The organism is Brevibacillus invocatus, assembly GCF_003710915.1.
Lineage (GTDB): Bacteria > Bacillota > Bacilli > Brevibacillales > Brevibacillaceae > Brevibacillus > Brevibacillus invocatus.
Genome location: NZ_RHHR01000013.1, coordinates 85,303 through 100,971, shown reverse-complemented (window position 1 = coordinate 100,971; position 15,669 = coordinate 85,303). Strand labels below are relative to the sequence as shown.

At 48.8% G+C, this 15,669-nt stretch carries 13 protein-coding genes; 8 read left to right on the top strand and 5 right to left on the bottom strand.

Annotation, left to right across the window (positions count from 1 at the left end; translation table 11 throughout):
* Positions 1 to 21 precede the first annotated feature (21 nt).
* Both EDM52_RS08975 and EDM52_RS08970 read left to right on the top strand, forming a co-directional pair.
* Entirely contained in the window at positions 22 to 981 is a 960-nt protein-coding gene (locus EDM52_RS08975; RefSeq protein WP_122908664.1) for an ABC transporter ATP-binding protein, read from the top strand.
* Positions 953 to 1,819 (top strand): ABC transporter permease, encoded by an 867-nt coding sequence (locus EDM52_RS08970; protein WP_122908663.1) that lies wholly within the window; start codon positions 953 to 955, stop codon positions 1,817 to 1,819. Before EDM52_RS08975 ends, EDM52_RS08970 begins: the two co-directional genes overlap by 29 nt.
* Before the next feature lie 165 nt (positions 1,820 to 1,984).
* Here EDM52_RS08970 and EDM52_RS08965 read toward each other — a convergent pair whose 3' ends face one another.
* Together EDM52_RS08965 and trmB are read right to left on the bottom strand one after the other, a co-directional pair.
* Positions 1,985 to 3,427 carry a sensor domain-containing diguanylate cyclase gene (locus EDM52_RS08965; RefSeq protein WP_122908662.1) on the bottom strand — a complete coding sequence of 481 codons (1,443 nt, stop codon included), beginning with the start codon at positions 3,425 to 3,427 and terminating at the stop codon, positions 1,985 to 1,987.
* 103 nt (positions 3,428 to 3,530) lie between these two features.
* Positions 3,531 to 4,175 carry a tRNA (guanosine(46)-N7)-methyltransferase TrmB gene (gene trmB / locus EDM52_RS08960; RefSeq protein ID WP_122908661.1) on the bottom strand — a complete coding sequence of 215 codons (645 nt, stop codon included), beginning with the start codon at positions 4,173 to 4,175 and terminating at the stop codon, positions 3,531 to 3,533.
* A 406-nt stretch (positions 4,176 to 4,581) separates the two neighbouring features.
* Between trmB and EDM52_RS08955 the strand changes: the two genes are divergently transcribed.
* A complete protein-coding gene (locus tag EDM52_RS08955; protein WP_122908660.1) occupies positions 4,582 to 5,088 on the top strand; it encodes a C40 family peptidase in 507 nt (168 codons plus the stop codon).
* A gap of 687 nt (positions 5,089 to 5,775) precedes the next feature.
* On the opposite strand, the gene ilvD is transcribed toward EDM52_RS08955, so the two are convergent.
* Positions 5,776 to 7,455, bottom strand: a complete 1,680-nt coding sequence (gene ilvD / locus EDM52_RS08950; protein ID WP_122908659.1) for a dihydroxy-acid dehydratase — start codon at positions 7,453 to 7,455, stop codon at positions 5,776 to 5,778.
* A gap of 208 nt (positions 7,456 to 7,663) precedes the next feature.
* On the opposite strand from ilvD, the gene EDM52_RS08945 reads away from it, so the two are divergent.
* The gene (locus tag EDM52_RS08945; protein WP_122908658.1) at positions 7,664 to 8,134 is read left to right on the top strand and encodes a PaaI family thioesterase; all 471 of its coding nucleotides are present in this window, start codon (positions 7,664 to 7,666) and stop codon (positions 8,132 to 8,134) included.
* A gap of 70 nt (positions 8,135 to 8,204) precedes the next feature.
* On the opposite strand, the gene EDM52_RS08940 is transcribed toward EDM52_RS08945, so the two are convergent.
* Positions 8,205 to 8,582 (bottom strand): hypothetical protein, encoded by a 378-nt coding sequence (locus tag EDM52_RS08940; protein ID WP_122908657.1) that lies wholly within the window; start codon positions 8,580 to 8,582, stop codon positions 8,205 to 8,207.
* Between the two features lie 110 nt (positions 8,583 to 8,692).
* Between EDM52_RS08940 and EDM52_RS08935 the strand changes: the two genes are divergently transcribed.
* Positions 8,693 to 9,469, top strand: a complete 777-nt coding sequence (locus EDM52_RS08935; RefSeq protein WP_122908656.1) for an inositol monophosphatase family protein — start codon at positions 8,693 to 8,695, stop codon at positions 9,467 to 9,469.
* 66 nt (positions 9,470 to 9,535) lie between these two features.
* Here the strand turns inward: EDM52_RS08935 and EDM52_RS08930 are convergent, their stop codons facing one another.
* Positions 9,536 to 10,828: a hypothetical protein gene (locus EDM52_RS08930; protein WP_122908655.1), complete on the bottom strand. Its 1,293-nt coding sequence runs from the start codon at positions 10,826 to 10,828 to the stop codon at positions 9,536 to 9,538.
* Between the two features lie 165 nt (positions 10,829 to 10,993).
* Between EDM52_RS08930 and EDM52_RS08925 the strand changes: the two genes are divergently transcribed.
* From EDM52_RS08925 to EDM52_RS08915, 3 genes are all read left to right on the top strand, one after another.
* Complete coding sequence (locus EDM52_RS08925) at positions 10,994 to 13,894, top strand: DNA translocase FtsK (protein WP_122908654.1); 2,901 nt, start codon at positions 10,994 to 10,996, stop codon at positions 13,892 to 13,894.
* A gap of 167 nt (positions 13,895 to 14,061) precedes the next feature.
* The gene (locus EDM52_RS08920) at positions 14,062 to 14,463 is read left to right on the top strand and encodes a hypothetical protein (RefSeq protein ID WP_183184932.1); all 402 of its coding nucleotides are present in this window, start codon (positions 14,062 to 14,064) and stop codon (positions 14,461 to 14,463) included.
* Between the two features lie 184 nt (positions 14,464 to 14,647).
* Positions 14,648 to 15,649, top strand: a complete 1,002-nt coding sequence (locus tag EDM52_RS08915) for an LCP family glycopolymer transferase (protein WP_245996733.1) — start codon at positions 14,648 to 14,650, stop codon at positions 15,647 to 15,649.
* The last annotated feature ends 20 nt before the right edge of the window (positions 15,650 to 15,669 follow it).

The window sequence follows — 15,669 nt, the reverse complement described above, 5'->3', positions numbered from 1 at the left end:
AAGCCGTTAGAGGAGGTAAGCATGTCTGGCAATGTAATTGAAACCTGGGGGCTTTCCAAACAATACGATGGCAAAGGCGGATGCAAGGAGATTACTCTACAAGTTCCACGAGGTACCGTCTTTGGATTTCTCGGGCAGAATGGTGCCGGGAAAAGCACCTTTGTACGCACGATGCTCGGCTTGTTGCATCCTACAGAAGGGAAGGCGACAATGCTGGGGCAGCCGATCGGGACGGAGGCATCTCGAAGAAAAGTAGGATACTTGCCCGAATTGTTCCGTTATCCAGATTGGCTGACGGGAAGACAATTGCTGGAGCATCACGGAGAAATATGCGGACTTACGAGAAGTGAGCGAAAACGAATCATCCACGAAGTCGTAGAACGCGTCGGTCTGTCCGGACGAGTCGATGAGCGTATTCGCGGGTATTCCAAAGGCATGCAGCAGCGGATCGGGCTGGCCTGCGCGCTTCTTTCTGATCCGGACTTGATTTTTCTGGATGAGCCGACATCAGCCTTGGACCCGATCGGAAGAAAAGAGGTCAGGGAATTGATCGCGCAGCTGCGTGATCAGGGTAAAACGATCTTTCTCAATAGTCACTTGCTCAGTGAAATGGAAACGGTATGTGACCATGTGGGGATTATTCACCGCAGCGAGCTTGTGGTGCATGGGGAGTGGCGCAAACTGAGCGCAGTCAAGCCTCAGATCGAGATTACCCTGGAGCAGGCTAGCCAAAACTGGCATGAACTCTTGCCGTTCGTGACCGAAAATCGCTTGTTGAGAGACGTGGAGGGTCAGACGACCTGGCTCGTCACGCTGGATCGGGATGGGCGTGTTCCTGCCTTGTTGGAAGGGTTAATCGCAAGCGGTGCGGCTGTTCATGAAGTCGTACGCAAGCAGCAATCTCTGGAGGATGTATTTTTGTACTGGGTCCAGCAAAAGGAGAGAGAAGCGCATGTGGCCAATCATCAAAATCACGTATAGGGAAATGATCTCCAAGCGTATTTTTACGATTACGATCTTGATGTCCCTTGCCTTCATCATTCTTTTTGGCGTAGCGACCTGGTTCGCAGCACGAGAAGTGAATGACATGATGGGGCGTATTGGGAGCGATGGCGTGATGATGAAGGGCTTCTTCTCTACGCAATTGCTGGGCATGGGACTCTACTTTGGCTCCATCATTACGGCTTTGTTGGCTATTCTCAGCAGTGTCGGCAGCATTGCCTCAGAGATCGAGAGCCACCAGATCGATACGTGGCTTGCCCGTTCCTTGACACGCAAACAATATATGCTCGGCAAATTTTTTGGCTTATCGAGTATGTTGATTCTGTATGCAGCACTCTTGTTTCTGGGGTTGCTCGCAATCAACCAGTGGGTAGGGGGTGGCTTGGTGGCTGTGCAGGTGAGCGCGGGCCAGCTGTTGTCCGGATTGGGCTATTTTGTCCTGCTGCCCGTCATCCTGGTCAGTGTCTCTCTCTTGATGAGCAGCATGACCACGACCGTGACAGGTGGAATCATTCTGATCATCCTGTACGGGATCAGCTTCATTGGCGGTTTTGTCGAACAGCTGGGCTCCTTGATTGACCAGGAATCGCTGATCAATATCGGGATCGTATCCAGTCTGCTGTTCCCGACAGACTCTCTGTTCAGGCTTACCACGCTTTCCTTGTTTGAGACAGTGGACAATCCGATTTCCTTTGCGTCTCAAGGGATTTTTGGCACCTCCTCACCCCCGAGCACGGCGATGATTTACTATACGATAGGGTACGGGCTGGTCGCCTTGCTGCTGGCGATTCGCGTCTTTCAAAAAAGGGATGTATAGAAAAAAAAGAGAACGGCATCTACTCCTGCCGTTCTCTTTCTTTTAGAAGGTGGATGAGCGCATCCAGCTTATCATTGCGTTCTCGGTCGTGTACGGTTTTTTGCTTCATAAAACGTAGACATGCTTTGCCCCCAATCTTGTCTATTCAGCCAAGTTGATCCTTCCCTATTTTACCACACTTTTCATCCTCAGCTTTTCCTTATACATTTCCTGATCAGCCAGATGAATGATTTCGTCGAGAGAGACGTTCCTGCTTGGGTCGTATGGATAATATCCATGACTAGCGGAAAGCGAATAAGGTTTTCCTGAAGTGCGATTGTATGCTTCGGCCGCATGCTGGATCGCATCCCAGATTCGCTGTGCCTCTTGAAGCCCTTTCTGGTAAAAAAGAATGATGAACTCGTCCCCGCCATAGCGGAAAAAGACATCCTCGGGGCTCAACTGCTGCTTGACCACTGCGCAGAAATCCTTGATCATATCATCTCCGGCCTGATGACCGTAGTGATCGTTAACCGCTTTCAAATTGTTCAAATCGACAAAGCAGATGATGGACTCCCTATGCTCCACATGGGTCTGAGAAAGGGCACTATGCATCAGGGCAATGCCGCTTCTGCGATTCAAGATTCCCGTCAGCACGTCTGTGGAAGCGTGTTGGGTCAGATCCTCCTCCATCTTTTTCATCTGGGTGATATCAGTAACGCCCGATAAGATACAGGTCTCATGGTCGTACTCGATCAGCTCATAATTCACCATCACCCATCTCGTAAAGTCCGGAGTAAGCTCTTGCTTGAGGGTGTAGTTTTTGATGCTGCCTTGTTGTTGCAGTTGGTCTGTGAGTGCGTGACGCTCTTGGGGGTTGTTAAATACAAATTGAAGATCTGTCAGGGAAGAGCCTTCTTTGATATGTGGGTTCTGATTTACAGCAGTCTTATTCATCAGAAGGATTTCACCATCATGAAGTCGGGAAAGAAAGAGTGGATAAGGATTGATTTCAAAAAGCGTACGGAAATTCTTTTGCATCTCGAGCTGTTTTTTTCCATGAAAGAAGTCTTTTTTAAACGATGAGTAGAATGTGAGCAAGACGATCAAAGAGATAAAGACAGCAAGCGTTGTATTGATTTGTTTGGATATGAGAAGAGATGAGTCGTCGATTAGCGTACTCAGACCGAATAGAAAGAAACTGTGAACCAGTATGAGAATGGTTAGAAAATGCTTGGGGCGGATGGGCAGCATGACCGCAACCCCATAAGGAATCATCAAGTATGCATCATGATTACCGGTCATTTTATAACTGTTAAGTGCACTGGAACCGATGTACGAGGTGACATAGAAGAGAATAATCCAAGTAGGCCAAGTCGAGTGAAGGAAACGATCGTTATTTTTGGTGACAGCATGCAAATACAGATAGAGGAGAGAAGCCACAAATCCCGTTGTATGCGTTACCAATAAGGTCGTGTGAAAGGAGGTGCCAAATACATCCTGGTAGAGTACGAAATCGACATATAAATAGAATGCATAAAATAGAAGCAAGCCAAAAGAGATAATTTTCAAACGATGCAGCAAAAGGGATGTGTGGGATAAATAGAAATCGTGATTTAATCCTTTCATTGGCGCATTCTTCAGCCTTTCACACGGATTTCAACCTATCGAATATCAAGAGGTTCCTCCAAGGCATGCAAGCGATCCCTTGGAGGAGTCTAGCGTAAGCACTTTATTGGATTTGGCAGCTAGCCTCTACACGATAGATTCGTTGACCTCTTGAAGAAAAACGTTCTTCGTATTCGGTCATCACATTGTCTGCAGCCAACTTGGATTGATGGAGGTCAAAGGTGATGTTGCGCATTTGAAAACGCTCTGCGGCAAATTGGTTGAGCGAGAACTCAAACAATTTTTCATTATCTGTTTTGAGATGAATTTCACCGTCTGCTTTCAGCACCTGGCGATAGGTGTTCAGAAAGCTGGAATAGGTGAGACGACGTTTCGCGTGACGTGTTTTGGGCCACGGATCGCTGAAATTGAGATAGAGTCGGGAGATTTCCTGGTCAGCGAACAGCTCTGTAAGAACTGCCGCATTATATTGAACAAAGGCAAGATTGGGGATCTTGCGGTACTCTGTCCGTTGCACGGCTCTCAGGACGACCTCGGCTTTCAATTCTACCGCAATAAAATTGATGTCAGGGTGTCGCTCAGCCAGTGTATTAATGAAGCGCCCTTTTCCGCAGCCGATCTCCACATGGATGGGGTTGTCATTGCCGAAACGTTCACGCCACTTTCCCTTGTACGAAACCGGGTTGTCCACGAACGTCGGATATTCTCTCAGGGCCGACTCGGCGCCTGGGATATTACGTAGTCGCATATGTGCCTCCTTGAAAACGAACTCCTATTAACTTTACGATGAGTCCTCGCATGTTGCAAGTAGCTAGAACAACGAGAAGCTAGTGTTCCAGTAAAGACCAAGCTGTTTTCAGGGTGGTAGGGATTTTTTACAAGGATACATAGGAGAAAACTCACAGGATATGCGAAAGGAGCAATATTAGTGGGGGAAAAAATTGGAGTAAAACGGAGGAACATGTTGGTAATAAAATTAACTGAAAATTTGACAAATGCCTATAAAACCGCGCTTTAGGGCGTCAAGTGGAAATCTTGTCCTAAAGTGGATATGGCATTTGGTAACTTTTTGCCAATTTCGTAGAGAAGATAGGGGTGGTAGAGTAGAAAACATCAGAAGTCAGCCAAACTTTTCAAAAGGGAGGATGAACCACATGAAAGTAAGAAAAACACTAGTAAGCATCCTGATGGGAGTTACGTTGGGGATAACTGCGATGGTAGCCCCGATTCCAGGAGACCCCGGAGTGGGAGTAGCCCATGCCGCCTGGAGTCAGAGCAAGGCAGACAAGGTGATCAATACTGGGAAAAAATATTTGGGAAGGCCCTATAAATTTGGTGCCAGCAAAAGTACGACTGCTGTGTTTGATTGCTCTTCTTTTACGCAACGTGTATTTAGAGAGGCGATCGGCAAGGAATTGCCGCGTGATTCTCGTTCACAAGCAAAAAAAGGATCCAGTGTGTCCAAAAGCAATCTGAAAAAAGGAGACCTGGTATTCTTCAAGTCGAGCACGACGACGTCATCCAAAAGAATCACGCATGTCGCGATTTATGCTGGAAATAACAAACTCTTACATACATACGGGAAACCGGGTGTGACCTTCACCAGTTTTAAAGGCACGTCCTGGGAAAAGCGCTTCGTTTCAGCGCGTAGGGTGATGTAGTCCCCTAGCTTAGGTTTTTTGCGATTCTATAGGTAAGACGCCTGAGTGATGAAATAGTTTCAATATCATAGAAAAGCAAATCCTGTTAAAACAGGAAATAGTCATTGAGGACCTCTCATTTCGTCGCATTCAGACGGTGAGAGGTCTTTTGTACTCCGTTTATCTTAAATAGTTGATCCGACCGTAGTGGTGGGCAGGAAACAGGAGAAAACGCTCCAGATTCTTGGGCTACCAGCGCAGGAGATTCAATGCCCGACTCCGTGAAAAAAACGAAACCGCGTCCAAAGCAGCCGCCTCGAAGGAGTCTCTCATGGGTGGACGCTTAAGAGCGTGTTTCGTTTTTTTCACTCTATCTCGGTAGGTAGCCCAAAGATCTTCGCTTATTTCTCCTGTTTCCTGGCGACAGCTTTGTTTTTTTCCGTCATTTCATGATCATTTAAAACCATCCTCAAAGCTGAATATGAGCAAGGTTTAACCTTAGAACAACACCCAAGCACGACTATCTACGGGGTTTCCCTTTTTTCAGCACAGGTATTTTTCCGCCAAAAACGATACGACACCTTCCTGAACAAGCCTCGGCAAGGGACTATTGATACAGTAGATGGGAGAGGAGAAAACAAGAAAGGGAGCCTCCTCTCGTTGGATAAACGATGAGAAGCTCCCTTATAAAAGGGTGTATCCGAACAACTAGATTTTCAGAATGCCGCCCATGCTGGCGTTCGTAACCATTTTGGAGTAACGAGCCAGGTAGCCTGTTTTCACTTTCGGCTCGAATTCTTTCCAGTTGGCTTCTTTACGACGAGCCAGCTCGGCTTCATCGACGTGCAATTCGATCGTGCGTGCCTCCAGATCGATGGAGATGATGTCGCCGTCTTCAACGAAAGCGATCGGTCCACCTTCAGCTGCTTCAGGTGACACGTGGCCGATACTGATTCCGCGAGAAGCTCCAGAGAAGCGTCCATCTGTGACGAGAGCCACTTCTTTGCCGAGACCCATACCGACGATCTGAGAAGTTGGTGCGAGCATCTCAGGCATGCCAGGGCCGCCTTTAGGGCCTTCGTAGCGAATTACAACGACATGGCCAGATTTGATCTTGCCTGCAGCGATCCCGGCGAGGCAATCTTCTTGGGAGTCGAAGCAGATGGCAGGGCCTTCGTGTCTCTTGATGGAAGGATCGACGCCGCCTGTTTTGATGATCGCGCCTTGCTCTGCGATGTTTCCGAAGAGGACGGACAGACCGCCAGACTCGCTGTAAGGATTGTCCAGACGACGAATGACCTTGTCGTTCTTGATTTCAGCTTCTGCAAAGTTCTCGCCGAGCGTTTTTCCTGTAACCGTGATGCGGTCAGGATGGATCGCGCCAGGCTTTTTCGCGATTTCCTTCAGAATGGCGGAAACGCCGCCTGCCTCGTGGCAATCCTCGATGTGATAATCAGAGGAAGGAGCCAGCTTGCAGATGTTTGGAATGCGTTTGGCTACCTCATTGATGCGCTCGATCGAGTACTCGATGCCAGCTTCCTGAGCGATTGCCAGGGTGTGCAATACAGTATTGGTAGAACCGCCCATTGCCATATCGAGGGCAAAAGCGTCGTCGATTGCTTCTTGGGTTACGATATCGCGCGGTTTGATATCGCGTTCGATCAGATGCTTCAGTGTTTCAGCAGATGCTTTAACCAGCTCCTTGCGCTCTGGAGAGACAGCGAGGACGGTACCATTGCCCGGCATAGCGAGACCGAGAGCCTCGAGCAGGCAGTTCATCGAGTTTGCGGTAAACATACCCGAACAGGAGCCGCAAGTAGGACATCCGTATTGCTCCAGCTCGTCCAGCTGCTTGTCATCAATCAGGCCAGCTTGGTAAGCCCCTACACCTTCAAATACGGAAGAAAGGGAAATCGCACGTCCGTCGCTGGTCTTTCCGGCTTTCATCGGTCCACCAGTAACGAAAACTGTCGGAATGTTCACGCGCAGAGCGCCCATGATCATCCCAGGAGTAATTTTGTCACAGTTTGGAATACAGATCATGCCGTCGAACCAGTGAGCGGAAACCACTGTTTCCAGGCTGTCTGCGATAATTTCACGGCTCGGAAGGGAATAGCGCATTCCGATGTGACCCATCGCAATCCCGTCATCGACACCGATGGTATTAAATTCAAACGGAACCATTCCTGCTGCACGAACAGCTTCCTTCACGATTTTCCCAAATTCCTGCAAGTGCACATGCCCCGGAATAATGTCGATGTACGAATTGCAGATCGCGATAAACGGTTTGTCAAAATCCTCATCCTTAACGCCTGCAGCACGCAGCAAGCTGCGATGTGGAGCGCGGTCAAAGCCTTTTTTAATCATGTCACTTCTGAGTCTAGCCACTTGAAAATCTCTCCCTTCCTAATAGAAAAACCTGCGTTCTATTTTGCACTATCTTAACACTTTTCCCTAAATAGAAACAACCGTAAAAGTCTGAACATTGGCTCGGAATGGAGGGTTTTCAAGCACACACAGCAGTCTGGCGGCGTGGAAAAAAGCGATAGATTGCTCTACAATAAAGGAAGTGACAATTTTAGGGTGGAGTGAAAAAATGATAGAAGAATTAAAAAACATCTTGGATGAAGGGAGCGACGAGGAACGTCAAATCCTCGAATTGGCTCTTCAGTCCATTCGTCAGAAGAGAGAGAGGAAAAGCGCCTTTTTATCCGGATTTTTAGGATTGAAGGGACAATTTCTCGATGAGCGCACCTATTCCTTCGAGATTCCGATCACACCGTTCATGCACAACTCGACTGGAGCCGTTCATGGCGGCATACTGGCTACACTGATTGATTCTACGATGGGATCGCTGATCAACCGTTCCCTGCCTGAGGACAAGTATGCGGTGACGACGGAATTGAAGGTGAACTACCTGCGTCCAGCAAAAGGAACGCGATTGCGCTCGGAAGCGACGTTTTTACATCGCGGTCAAACGTTGGTGGTGATGGATACCAGTATCTACGACGAGCGCAACAAGCGAGTCGCACACGGAACGGGGACATTTATCGTCCTGAAGAAGTAAATCGGATGGATGAATAGGAAAGCCTCTATTTTCGCCGAGTGGGAAAATAGAGGCTTTTGCCGGACATGATTCAACGGATGAGAACCAGACCGCTGTATTGCGAGATGTACGACAGCATCTTGGAGGAGATTGGAACGATGAACTCCATGTTTTCTTTCTCCACGATACCAGAACGGGATACGACGCGTGCCCATTTGGCAACCAGCTTGTAGGTTTGGGAGTCGAAAAAAGGGCGCTGGTTAGCCGAGTTTTTGCGAAAGGGCACGGGGATCGCTTCCTGGTTGACCGGGACCATACTCACGATGTCGTGCAAAAACAGATGGTAAGTCAAATGAGGTTTAAAGAACACCAGTTCTTTGCTGGTAATTGAGCAGCCGACGTTCTTGTTCATCTGGGACAGCTTCAATTCGCCTTCCAGATGCTTCAGACGGATGAAATCACTGTTCATCTGGTATCCCCTCCCTATTCGGGTAGTAAAGGTATCTCTCTATCATAGTTATGGTACCCGCTAGGTGCAAGCAAAAACGCGATGGATACGTGAAAGAGGTGTTGGAAAAAATGCTGGAGATTGCCAAAGAAGCAGCAAAATTGGCAGGGGACTTTTTACAGGAACGTTTTTTGGAGCAGCTCGTTCCGGATGCAGAATTGCATAATGACGTCAAATTGCCGGAAGACAAAGAGAGCGAAAGGCGCATCATCGAGGTGTTGCACCGCCATTTTCCTACCCATACGATCTTTTCGGAAGAGGTGGGACTGGTAGAGCGAGAAGCGGAATATCTGTGGATTGTCGATCCGCTCGACGGAACCAACAATTACTTCATTGGGTTTCCTTACTTTTCCATCTCGATTGCTTTGCAAGTTCAAAACGAACTGGTGCTGGGTGTCGTCTACAATCCCGTCGCAGGTCAAATGTTCTGGGCTGAAAAAGGGAAGGGCGCTTATTTAAATGGAAAGAGAATATCAGTCAATCAGCGAACAGATCGGACGCGAGCAGTAGGCACGTATATTCGCGGGCGTCATTCCATCACGAAAGAAGAGGAGCTGGCCTTTACCAAGCCATTTGTCATGGAAACCAAGCGCCTTCTGCGCAATGTGGCTCCTGCTTTGGACTGGTGTCTGCTCGCCAATGGCTGGCTCGATTACGTGGTGATGCAGAGATCCAGTATAATGGACGTGGCCGCAGGGATTGTCATCGCCAGGGAAGCCGGTGCCACGATTACGGATTGGCAGGGAGTACCCTATCGTCACAAAGCTTTTCGGGTGGAGGAGCTGGCTTCTCTAGTGGCTACCAACGGACAGCTGCATGATACGATTCGCGGATATATACAGGAATAGAGGGAAAGAAAAAAGCACGATGCCGTATGATGGCATCGTGCTTTTCACATTTCCTCGTGTTGAGGATTATGCAGCAGCAGGTTCTTCAACCGCTTCTGTTTCCTCTACGTCTTCCCACTCAGACCATTCCGCTTCCCACTCTTTTTGAGCTTTGTAGGAATCGAGGGTGCTTTGTACGAAGAGGCGGAAGAAGCCTTTGTCACTAAAGCTGTCGATTGCTTTTTCATCGTTGTACAGCTGTTCCACGGTCACACCTTCGCTAGCAGCCGGGATTGCGTACTTGGTTGCATTGCCGAAGTTGTAAGCGTATTGGTCAGCTTCGAGGCCAATCGTCAGTGCTTCTTTCATTTCTTCTACTTGGAAGGTAACATTCAGAGCACTTTTTTGTTGTACAGGCATTTTATCCTTGTCGATGTAGAAGTCGAGATTCCAGTTCAATCCGTGGAAGCCAGCAGTTTTCATTTCTTCTACGATCTTGTCAACTGTGTAGGTTTTGCCTACTTCATCCAGCCAAACTTTCGCTTCAGCCAGGCCAGCCGTTACAGCGGCTTCAGCCATTGTACGCTTTTCAGCGTCAGTCGTGCGGCCATCCTCTGGGAACATTTCTTCCTGCAGAGAAGTAGAGAGAACCATCATATCGATTGCAAATGCTTTGACATCTTGGCTGGCTACTGCATCGTTAGCCGTGTAGAAGAACATGTTTACCAGCTCTTTTGCGTCCAACTGGATCGCGATATGAGTGGTTTCTACTTTTTCACCATTCGGCAGCTCTACGGTTGCAGCGCCCAGGTTTTTCACGTTGTTCAGCTTGTAGCCGTATTTTGCAACGTATTTTTTGATAAAGGAAATCGTCAGGTCGTTCATTTTTTCCTGATATTCTTTCAGTTTGGCAGGGTTGACACCTTCACTTGCGCCAAGACCTGTCAAATCTCCCGAAATATCAGCACTCATCACCAGATATTTGCTATCCAGCGGGGATTTCACGAAGAAAGAATCCTTGTTGACCAACAGCTCTACAGAAGCTTTTTTGTCTCCTGTCCACAAGTTGTTGTCGCGAAGCAATTTGTCGTCGTTAACCTCAATCACAGCCTTGGTATTTTCCAGGTCAAGCTGTGAACCTTTGACGGATACGCCGGCTTTCAGAGCAGCCAGAAGAGCTGTTCCCTGAGCATCTGGTGTCTCTCCCAATGCTGCTGGCAGCTTGTCGAAATCACCAGTCAATTTCAGTGTACCTTCGTAATCGTAGTTGGGTTTATCCAAGGATTGCACAATGGAGTCACGCACCATCGATGCTTCGCCAGCACATCCAGTCAAGACGAGCATACCCGCTAATAGAAGGGCACTACTTTTCTTCCACATCCTGTCTTCCTCCCTATGTACTATTTTTTCAGTTCTCCTACTATTTACGCATTAGAGCTGTGAAAAGTTTCGCAAATACGAAAAAATAATAATTGAACGAAATCAAGACCTATTTCGTGGTAAAATAAAAGAGAAATGAAGGTAAGTGAGAAAGGGCGTTGCAACATGTGGTCGTGGCTTCAAAAGCTGATGAGTTTTTTCCGGGGTGAAGATGAACAGGTTGAAACGGATGAAGTGCGTCCATCCGGCAGTTCCAATCCCCGTCAGCTCCAGGCGAAGACAAAAAGCATCTACCCGAGAGAGCGGGAGACCGATCGGACAAATGATGAGTTCAGTCTGAATCAACAGCGGTATTTCCGATTCCCGGTTGTTCCTGATCACTATCCGGAACGAAAGAACAGTGAACGAGAAATACGAGAAGAGACGAACAAGGCTCAAGCATACATACCGCCCCAAAACGAGCGGAAGTCCAAGCGACGAGACGAATTGACAGATTTTCAGGAACGTGCACAGGTGTCAAAGGAAAAATCAAGCGTGCATACACAGCAGCCAAAACAGCCGGAGATTCCAAGAACTGCGAATAAAAGACAGGCTGAAAAACCGTCAACTCCACCAGTTCCCAATCCATCGCGTTTAGCGGGTGTGGAAAAACGCACTTATCAGCCGTCTGATATTGTTTCGCCCGTTTACGGGAAAATCACTCCGGCTACCAAAGAGGAGGAGCATCGCATCCATACGACGGCGGGAATCGTGTATCCGCGTCAGGAACAGGAAGAGAATCTCAAACAGCTCAAGAGATGGGATCAATTGAAAAAAGAAGAAGCGCAAAGCAAGGATGGCGCGGTAGAACGTTCTGATGGCACGGAAGTACAGGCAAAGAATGAGGAGCCGTTGTTCCTTTTTACCCGAGAGCAGCAACCTGCACTCGCGGATGAAATGAGTGATTTACAGCCAGCAGAATCTTCTTTGCAGACAGCGTCCACGGTGCCGGTAGAGGACCTGTACGAAGCTGAGTTACATACAAATGAAGTGGCAGTCACGATCGAGACTGTACTGGTGGACGAGCCTGCTGGAACCAACACGCTTACGGATCAGCGTGAGGCAGATGCAGCCGATGACGTGCAGAGCTACGAGAGTGAATGGAAAGAAGAAGAACTCGCATGGCATAGTGACGAGTCGCAGAACATTTCTGACATGACTCACGAGGAGCAGGTGGACGACGCCACAGCGCACGACTACCCATGGCAGGCAAGCGCAAGCCAAACCGAAGAGCCTGCGGCAATCGTAGAGTCGATAGAAGCGGATGAAGAGCTGGAAGAATCGGCACCGGCTATAATGGAAGAAATAAAGCTGACACAGGTGCAGGAGGACGACAGCATCTCCCTCGACGAGGATGAAAGCGAAGATGAGCTGCCTGCAGATCTGGTAGACGATGAGCAGCCAGTCATGGAGAGTGTTCATGAAGATGCTTCCCCGACTTCAGTGGTTGTCCAACCGTGGAGAAGCCCTGAATTGACGCGGCTTTTGGAGCGAGCAGAGGCAAAGGAGACGGAATTGAACCTCTCTGCACAAGAACCAGAGCATTGCGACACTCCAGCAAGCGAATCCAGCGCCACAGTCGAACCGACTGAACAGGTGGGGGAGCTGGAAGAACCAACGTATCAATTGCCAGCGTTGGAGCTGCTTAATCCGAGCCCTGAGCCAACAGGGGATGACGACGAGCATACGCAGCTGCAAAAGCTGCTGTTGGAAGAGACCTTGGCTAATTTCAACGTCAGTGCTCAGGTGGTAGGGATCGTAAAAGGACCATCCGTTACCCGATTTGAACTACAGCCGGCGCCGGGCGTGAAGGTGAATAAAATTACCGGATTGATTGACGACATCAAGCTGAACCTGGCAGCCAAGGACATCCGGATCGAAGCCCCGATACCTGGTCGAAATGCAATCGGGATTGAGGTGCCCAATCTGTCCAGTCAGCCAGTTCTGATCGAGAAGATCATCGGCTCGGAAAAATTCCAGCAGCATTCCTCCCCGCTTGCCGTGGCACTAGGGATGGACATCGGTGGAGAACCCATCATCGCGGATATCAAAAAAATGCCGCATGGACTGATCGCTGGTTCCACTGGTTCCGGTAAAAGCGTCTGTATCAATTCGATTATTGTCAGTCTTTTGTTCAAAGCGACTCCTGAACAGGTGCGCCTGCTTTTGATCGATCCAAAAATGGTAGAGCTAGCTCCGTACAACAACTTGCCGCACCTGGTAACTCCGGTCGTTACGGAAGCGAAGCAAGCGACAGCAGCACTCAAATGGGCAGTCGAAGAGATGGAAAAGCGATACGCATTGTTTGTGGATGCTGGAGTGCGCGATATTGACCGCTACAACCAAACGACTGACGATGTCCTGCCGTTTATCGTGATCGTGATTGACGAGTTGGCTGACCTGATGATGGTATCTCCACAGGACGTAGAGGATTGCATCATTCGGATCGCGCAGAAGGCAAGGGCTTGCGGAATTCATCTTTTGCTGGCGACCCAGCGTCCTTCCGTCGATGTCATCACAGGCAACATCAAAGCCAATGTACCGACGCGTCTTGCGTTCGCCGTCTTTTCCCAGGTTGATTCCCGGACGATACTTGATCAGTCTGGAGCAGAGCGGTTGTTGGGAAGAGGGGATATGCTCTTTTTGGAGAGCGGAACGACCCCTGTGCGCCTGCAAGGGAACTTTGTCTCGGATGATGAGATCGAACGCATAACGCACGTGATCAAAAAGCAAAGAAAGCCTTCCTTCCTTTTCAGCAAGGAAGATTTGGAGCATCAGGTGCAGTCATACGATGCAGGAGATGACCCTCTCTATCTGGAGGCGCTCATGTATGTAGCCGAGCAGGGACAAGCCTCTGCATCTGGACTTCAGCGCAGATTCAGGGTAGGTTACAACCGGGCAGCGCGCTTGATCGAGATGATGGAAGCGGATGGCTATGTCGCGGGTCAAAGCGGAGGAAAAGCCAGAGCGGTGCTGATCTCTCTCGAGGATGCGCAAGCCGTCGTAGACGGTTCTACCCTGGTCTAAAATCAAGTGAACGAAAACAAGCAGTGGGCCTTGCCAACAGACGGCAGGGCCTTTTTTCTCTGCCCGAAAAAGCCTTTGCGAATCGTTGTGCAGCGCAGAAGTTGCGTGAAAGTTCGGAAAGATAGTATGCTATACACAATGCCAAGCAACCTGTGAGGAGGCCCAACATGGAAGTGAATCCCCTGATTAAAAAGTACAAGGTAATCAATGAGCAGGTCGTATTGTTTAACGAAGAATATTATTTGAGCGTGAGTCATGCAGATATCTCTTCTTTGGATTCTGGAACGCGGGAACAGCTGTTCAAACATCTGTATGCATTCGACTCGAACGATATGGAGCTGGAGATCGATGTTTCAGAGGAAGAGGAAGGCAAATGGTACTTGCAGCTCCTGGTCCCGCACGTGCTTACATTGCCGGAAGCGGCTATTCGTCGCATCGACAAAGGGACGGAGCAGCTTTTAGCCCATCTCGGTGAAAAACAGGAGGTTTTTACCTGTACGTTACTGCGCGGTAATGAAATATTTGAATACGTGAAGCGCTACAATCCGGATCTGGATCCCATTTCCTAAAGAGACCTACGGATTAGATCGATACGCCCCCTTTTCTTTTGCGAGAAGAGGGGGTTTTGTATTTTTGGGGAAAGAAAAGCGCTAAAGGGTAATACCTTGGTAATGGGACTGATTTGGGATTGATTTGACACCGGGTTGGGACTAATTAGAATGCTCATGAGCATGGACCAGGAGATGCATGGGGATGAAGCGACGATTCTGGCAAATCACGATAGCCATTGCGCTGGTCGGCACGAGTGTAATCGCCTTTTCTTTTTATCAGCTGTGGCAGAATGTTCGCGAGACGGCTTCTATCATTTATGAACCCTTGCCACCCCCTGCGCACCCTGTACAGGTCAGCGAAAAAAAGGAAGACATGGAGTTGACCGTGACTCCAGAAGTCGTGCCAAAGGAACCAAAACGCCCACTTACGATGCTGTTGTTTGGAGTAGACAAAAGGGGAGCTGATCCAGGTCGAACCGACACCCTGATTTTTCTAGCTGTCCATCCTGAAAAGCATGAGACGCTCATGTTCAGCATCCCGCGTGATACCCGCACCACGATCATTTCCAACGGCAAGGAGGACAAGATCAATCACGCATACAGTGCGGGTGGCATCCCCTCGACGGTTCGAACGGTAGAACACTTTTTGGACATCCCTATCGACTATTACGTAAAAGTAGAGATGGAGGGCTTTTCCGCTATCGTCGACACGCTTGGCGGCGTCACGGTAGAGAATGCGTTTGCGTTTGACTATGAAGGCTATCATTTTCCCAAAGGAAGCATCTCGATGGATGGAAACAAGGCACTCGCCTATGCGCGAATGCGCTATGAGGATCCGGAAGGGGATTTTGGCCGCAACAAAAGGCAGCAGCAGATTATCCGGGAGCTGATGAGCAAGGGAAAGCAGGTGAGTACCGTAGGCAAACTGGACACCATACTGGCCAATGTCGGAAACAGTATCAAGACCAACCTCGCGCTCACCGATATGCAGGAGCTGATGCTGGATTACAAAAGTGCGCTGGAGGAGCTTGAGGTATTAAGCATCCGTGGAGAAGGCGGAATGATAGGCGGAATCTATTATTACCTCGTCACGGATCAGGAGCGAAAAAGACTCAAGGAGGAAATCGAGCAGTTTTTGAAAAAACCGGTTTCCGAGGCTGCGGACCTGCAAGAAAAAAAGGGTTCGACACTTCTGGGAACATGACATATATCCCGAAGCTTTGT

Excerpts from the sequence above, each read along its gene's own strand:
- EDM52_RS08975 (WP_122908664.1), top strand. The coding sequence starts at position 22 with ATGTCTGGCAATGTAATTGAAACCTGGGGGCTTTCCAAACAATACGAT.
- EDM52_RS08970 (WP_122908663.1), top strand. The coding sequence starts at position 953 with ATGTGGCCAATCATCAAAATCACGTATAGGGAAATGATCTCCAAGCGT.
- EDM52_RS08965 (WP_122908662.1), bottom strand. The coding sequence starts at position 3,427 with ATGAAAGGATTAAATCACGATTTCTATTTATCCCACACATCCCTTTTG.
- trmB (WP_122908661.1), bottom strand. The coding sequence starts at position 4,175 with ATGCGACTACGTAATATCCCAGGCGCCGAGTCGGCCCTGAGAGAATAT.
- EDM52_RS08955 (WP_122908660.1), top strand. The coding sequence starts at position 4,582 with ATGAAAGTAAGAAAAACACTAGTAAGCATCCTGATGGGAGTTACGTTG.
- EDM52_RS08945 (WP_122908658.1), top strand. The coding sequence starts at position 7,664 with ATGATAGAAGAATTAAAAAACATCTTGGATGAAGGGAGCGACGAGGAA.
- EDM52_RS08940 (WP_122908657.1), bottom strand. The coding sequence starts at position 8,582 with ATGAACAGTGATTTCATCCGTCTGAAGCATCTGGAAGGCGAATTGAAG.
- EDM52_RS08935 (WP_122908656.1), top strand. The coding sequence starts at position 8,693 with ATGCTGGAGATTGCCAAAGAAGCAGCAAAATTGGCAGGGGACTTTTTA.
- EDM52_RS08930 (WP_122908655.1), bottom strand. The coding sequence starts at position 10,828 with ATGTGGAAGAAAAGTAGTGCCCTTCTATTAGCGGGTATGCTCGTCTTG.
- EDM52_RS08925 (WP_122908654.1), top strand. The coding sequence starts at position 10,994 with ATGTGGTCGTGGCTTCAAAAGCTGATGAGTTTTTTCCGGGGTGAAGAT.
- EDM52_RS08920 (WP_183184932.1), top strand. The coding sequence starts at position 14,062 with ATGGAAGTGAATCCCCTGATTAAAAAGTACAAGGTAATCAATGAGCAG.
- EDM52_RS08915 (WP_245996733.1), top strand. The coding sequence starts at position 14,648 with ATGAAGCGACGATTCTGGCAAATCACGATAGCCATTGCGCTGGTCGGC.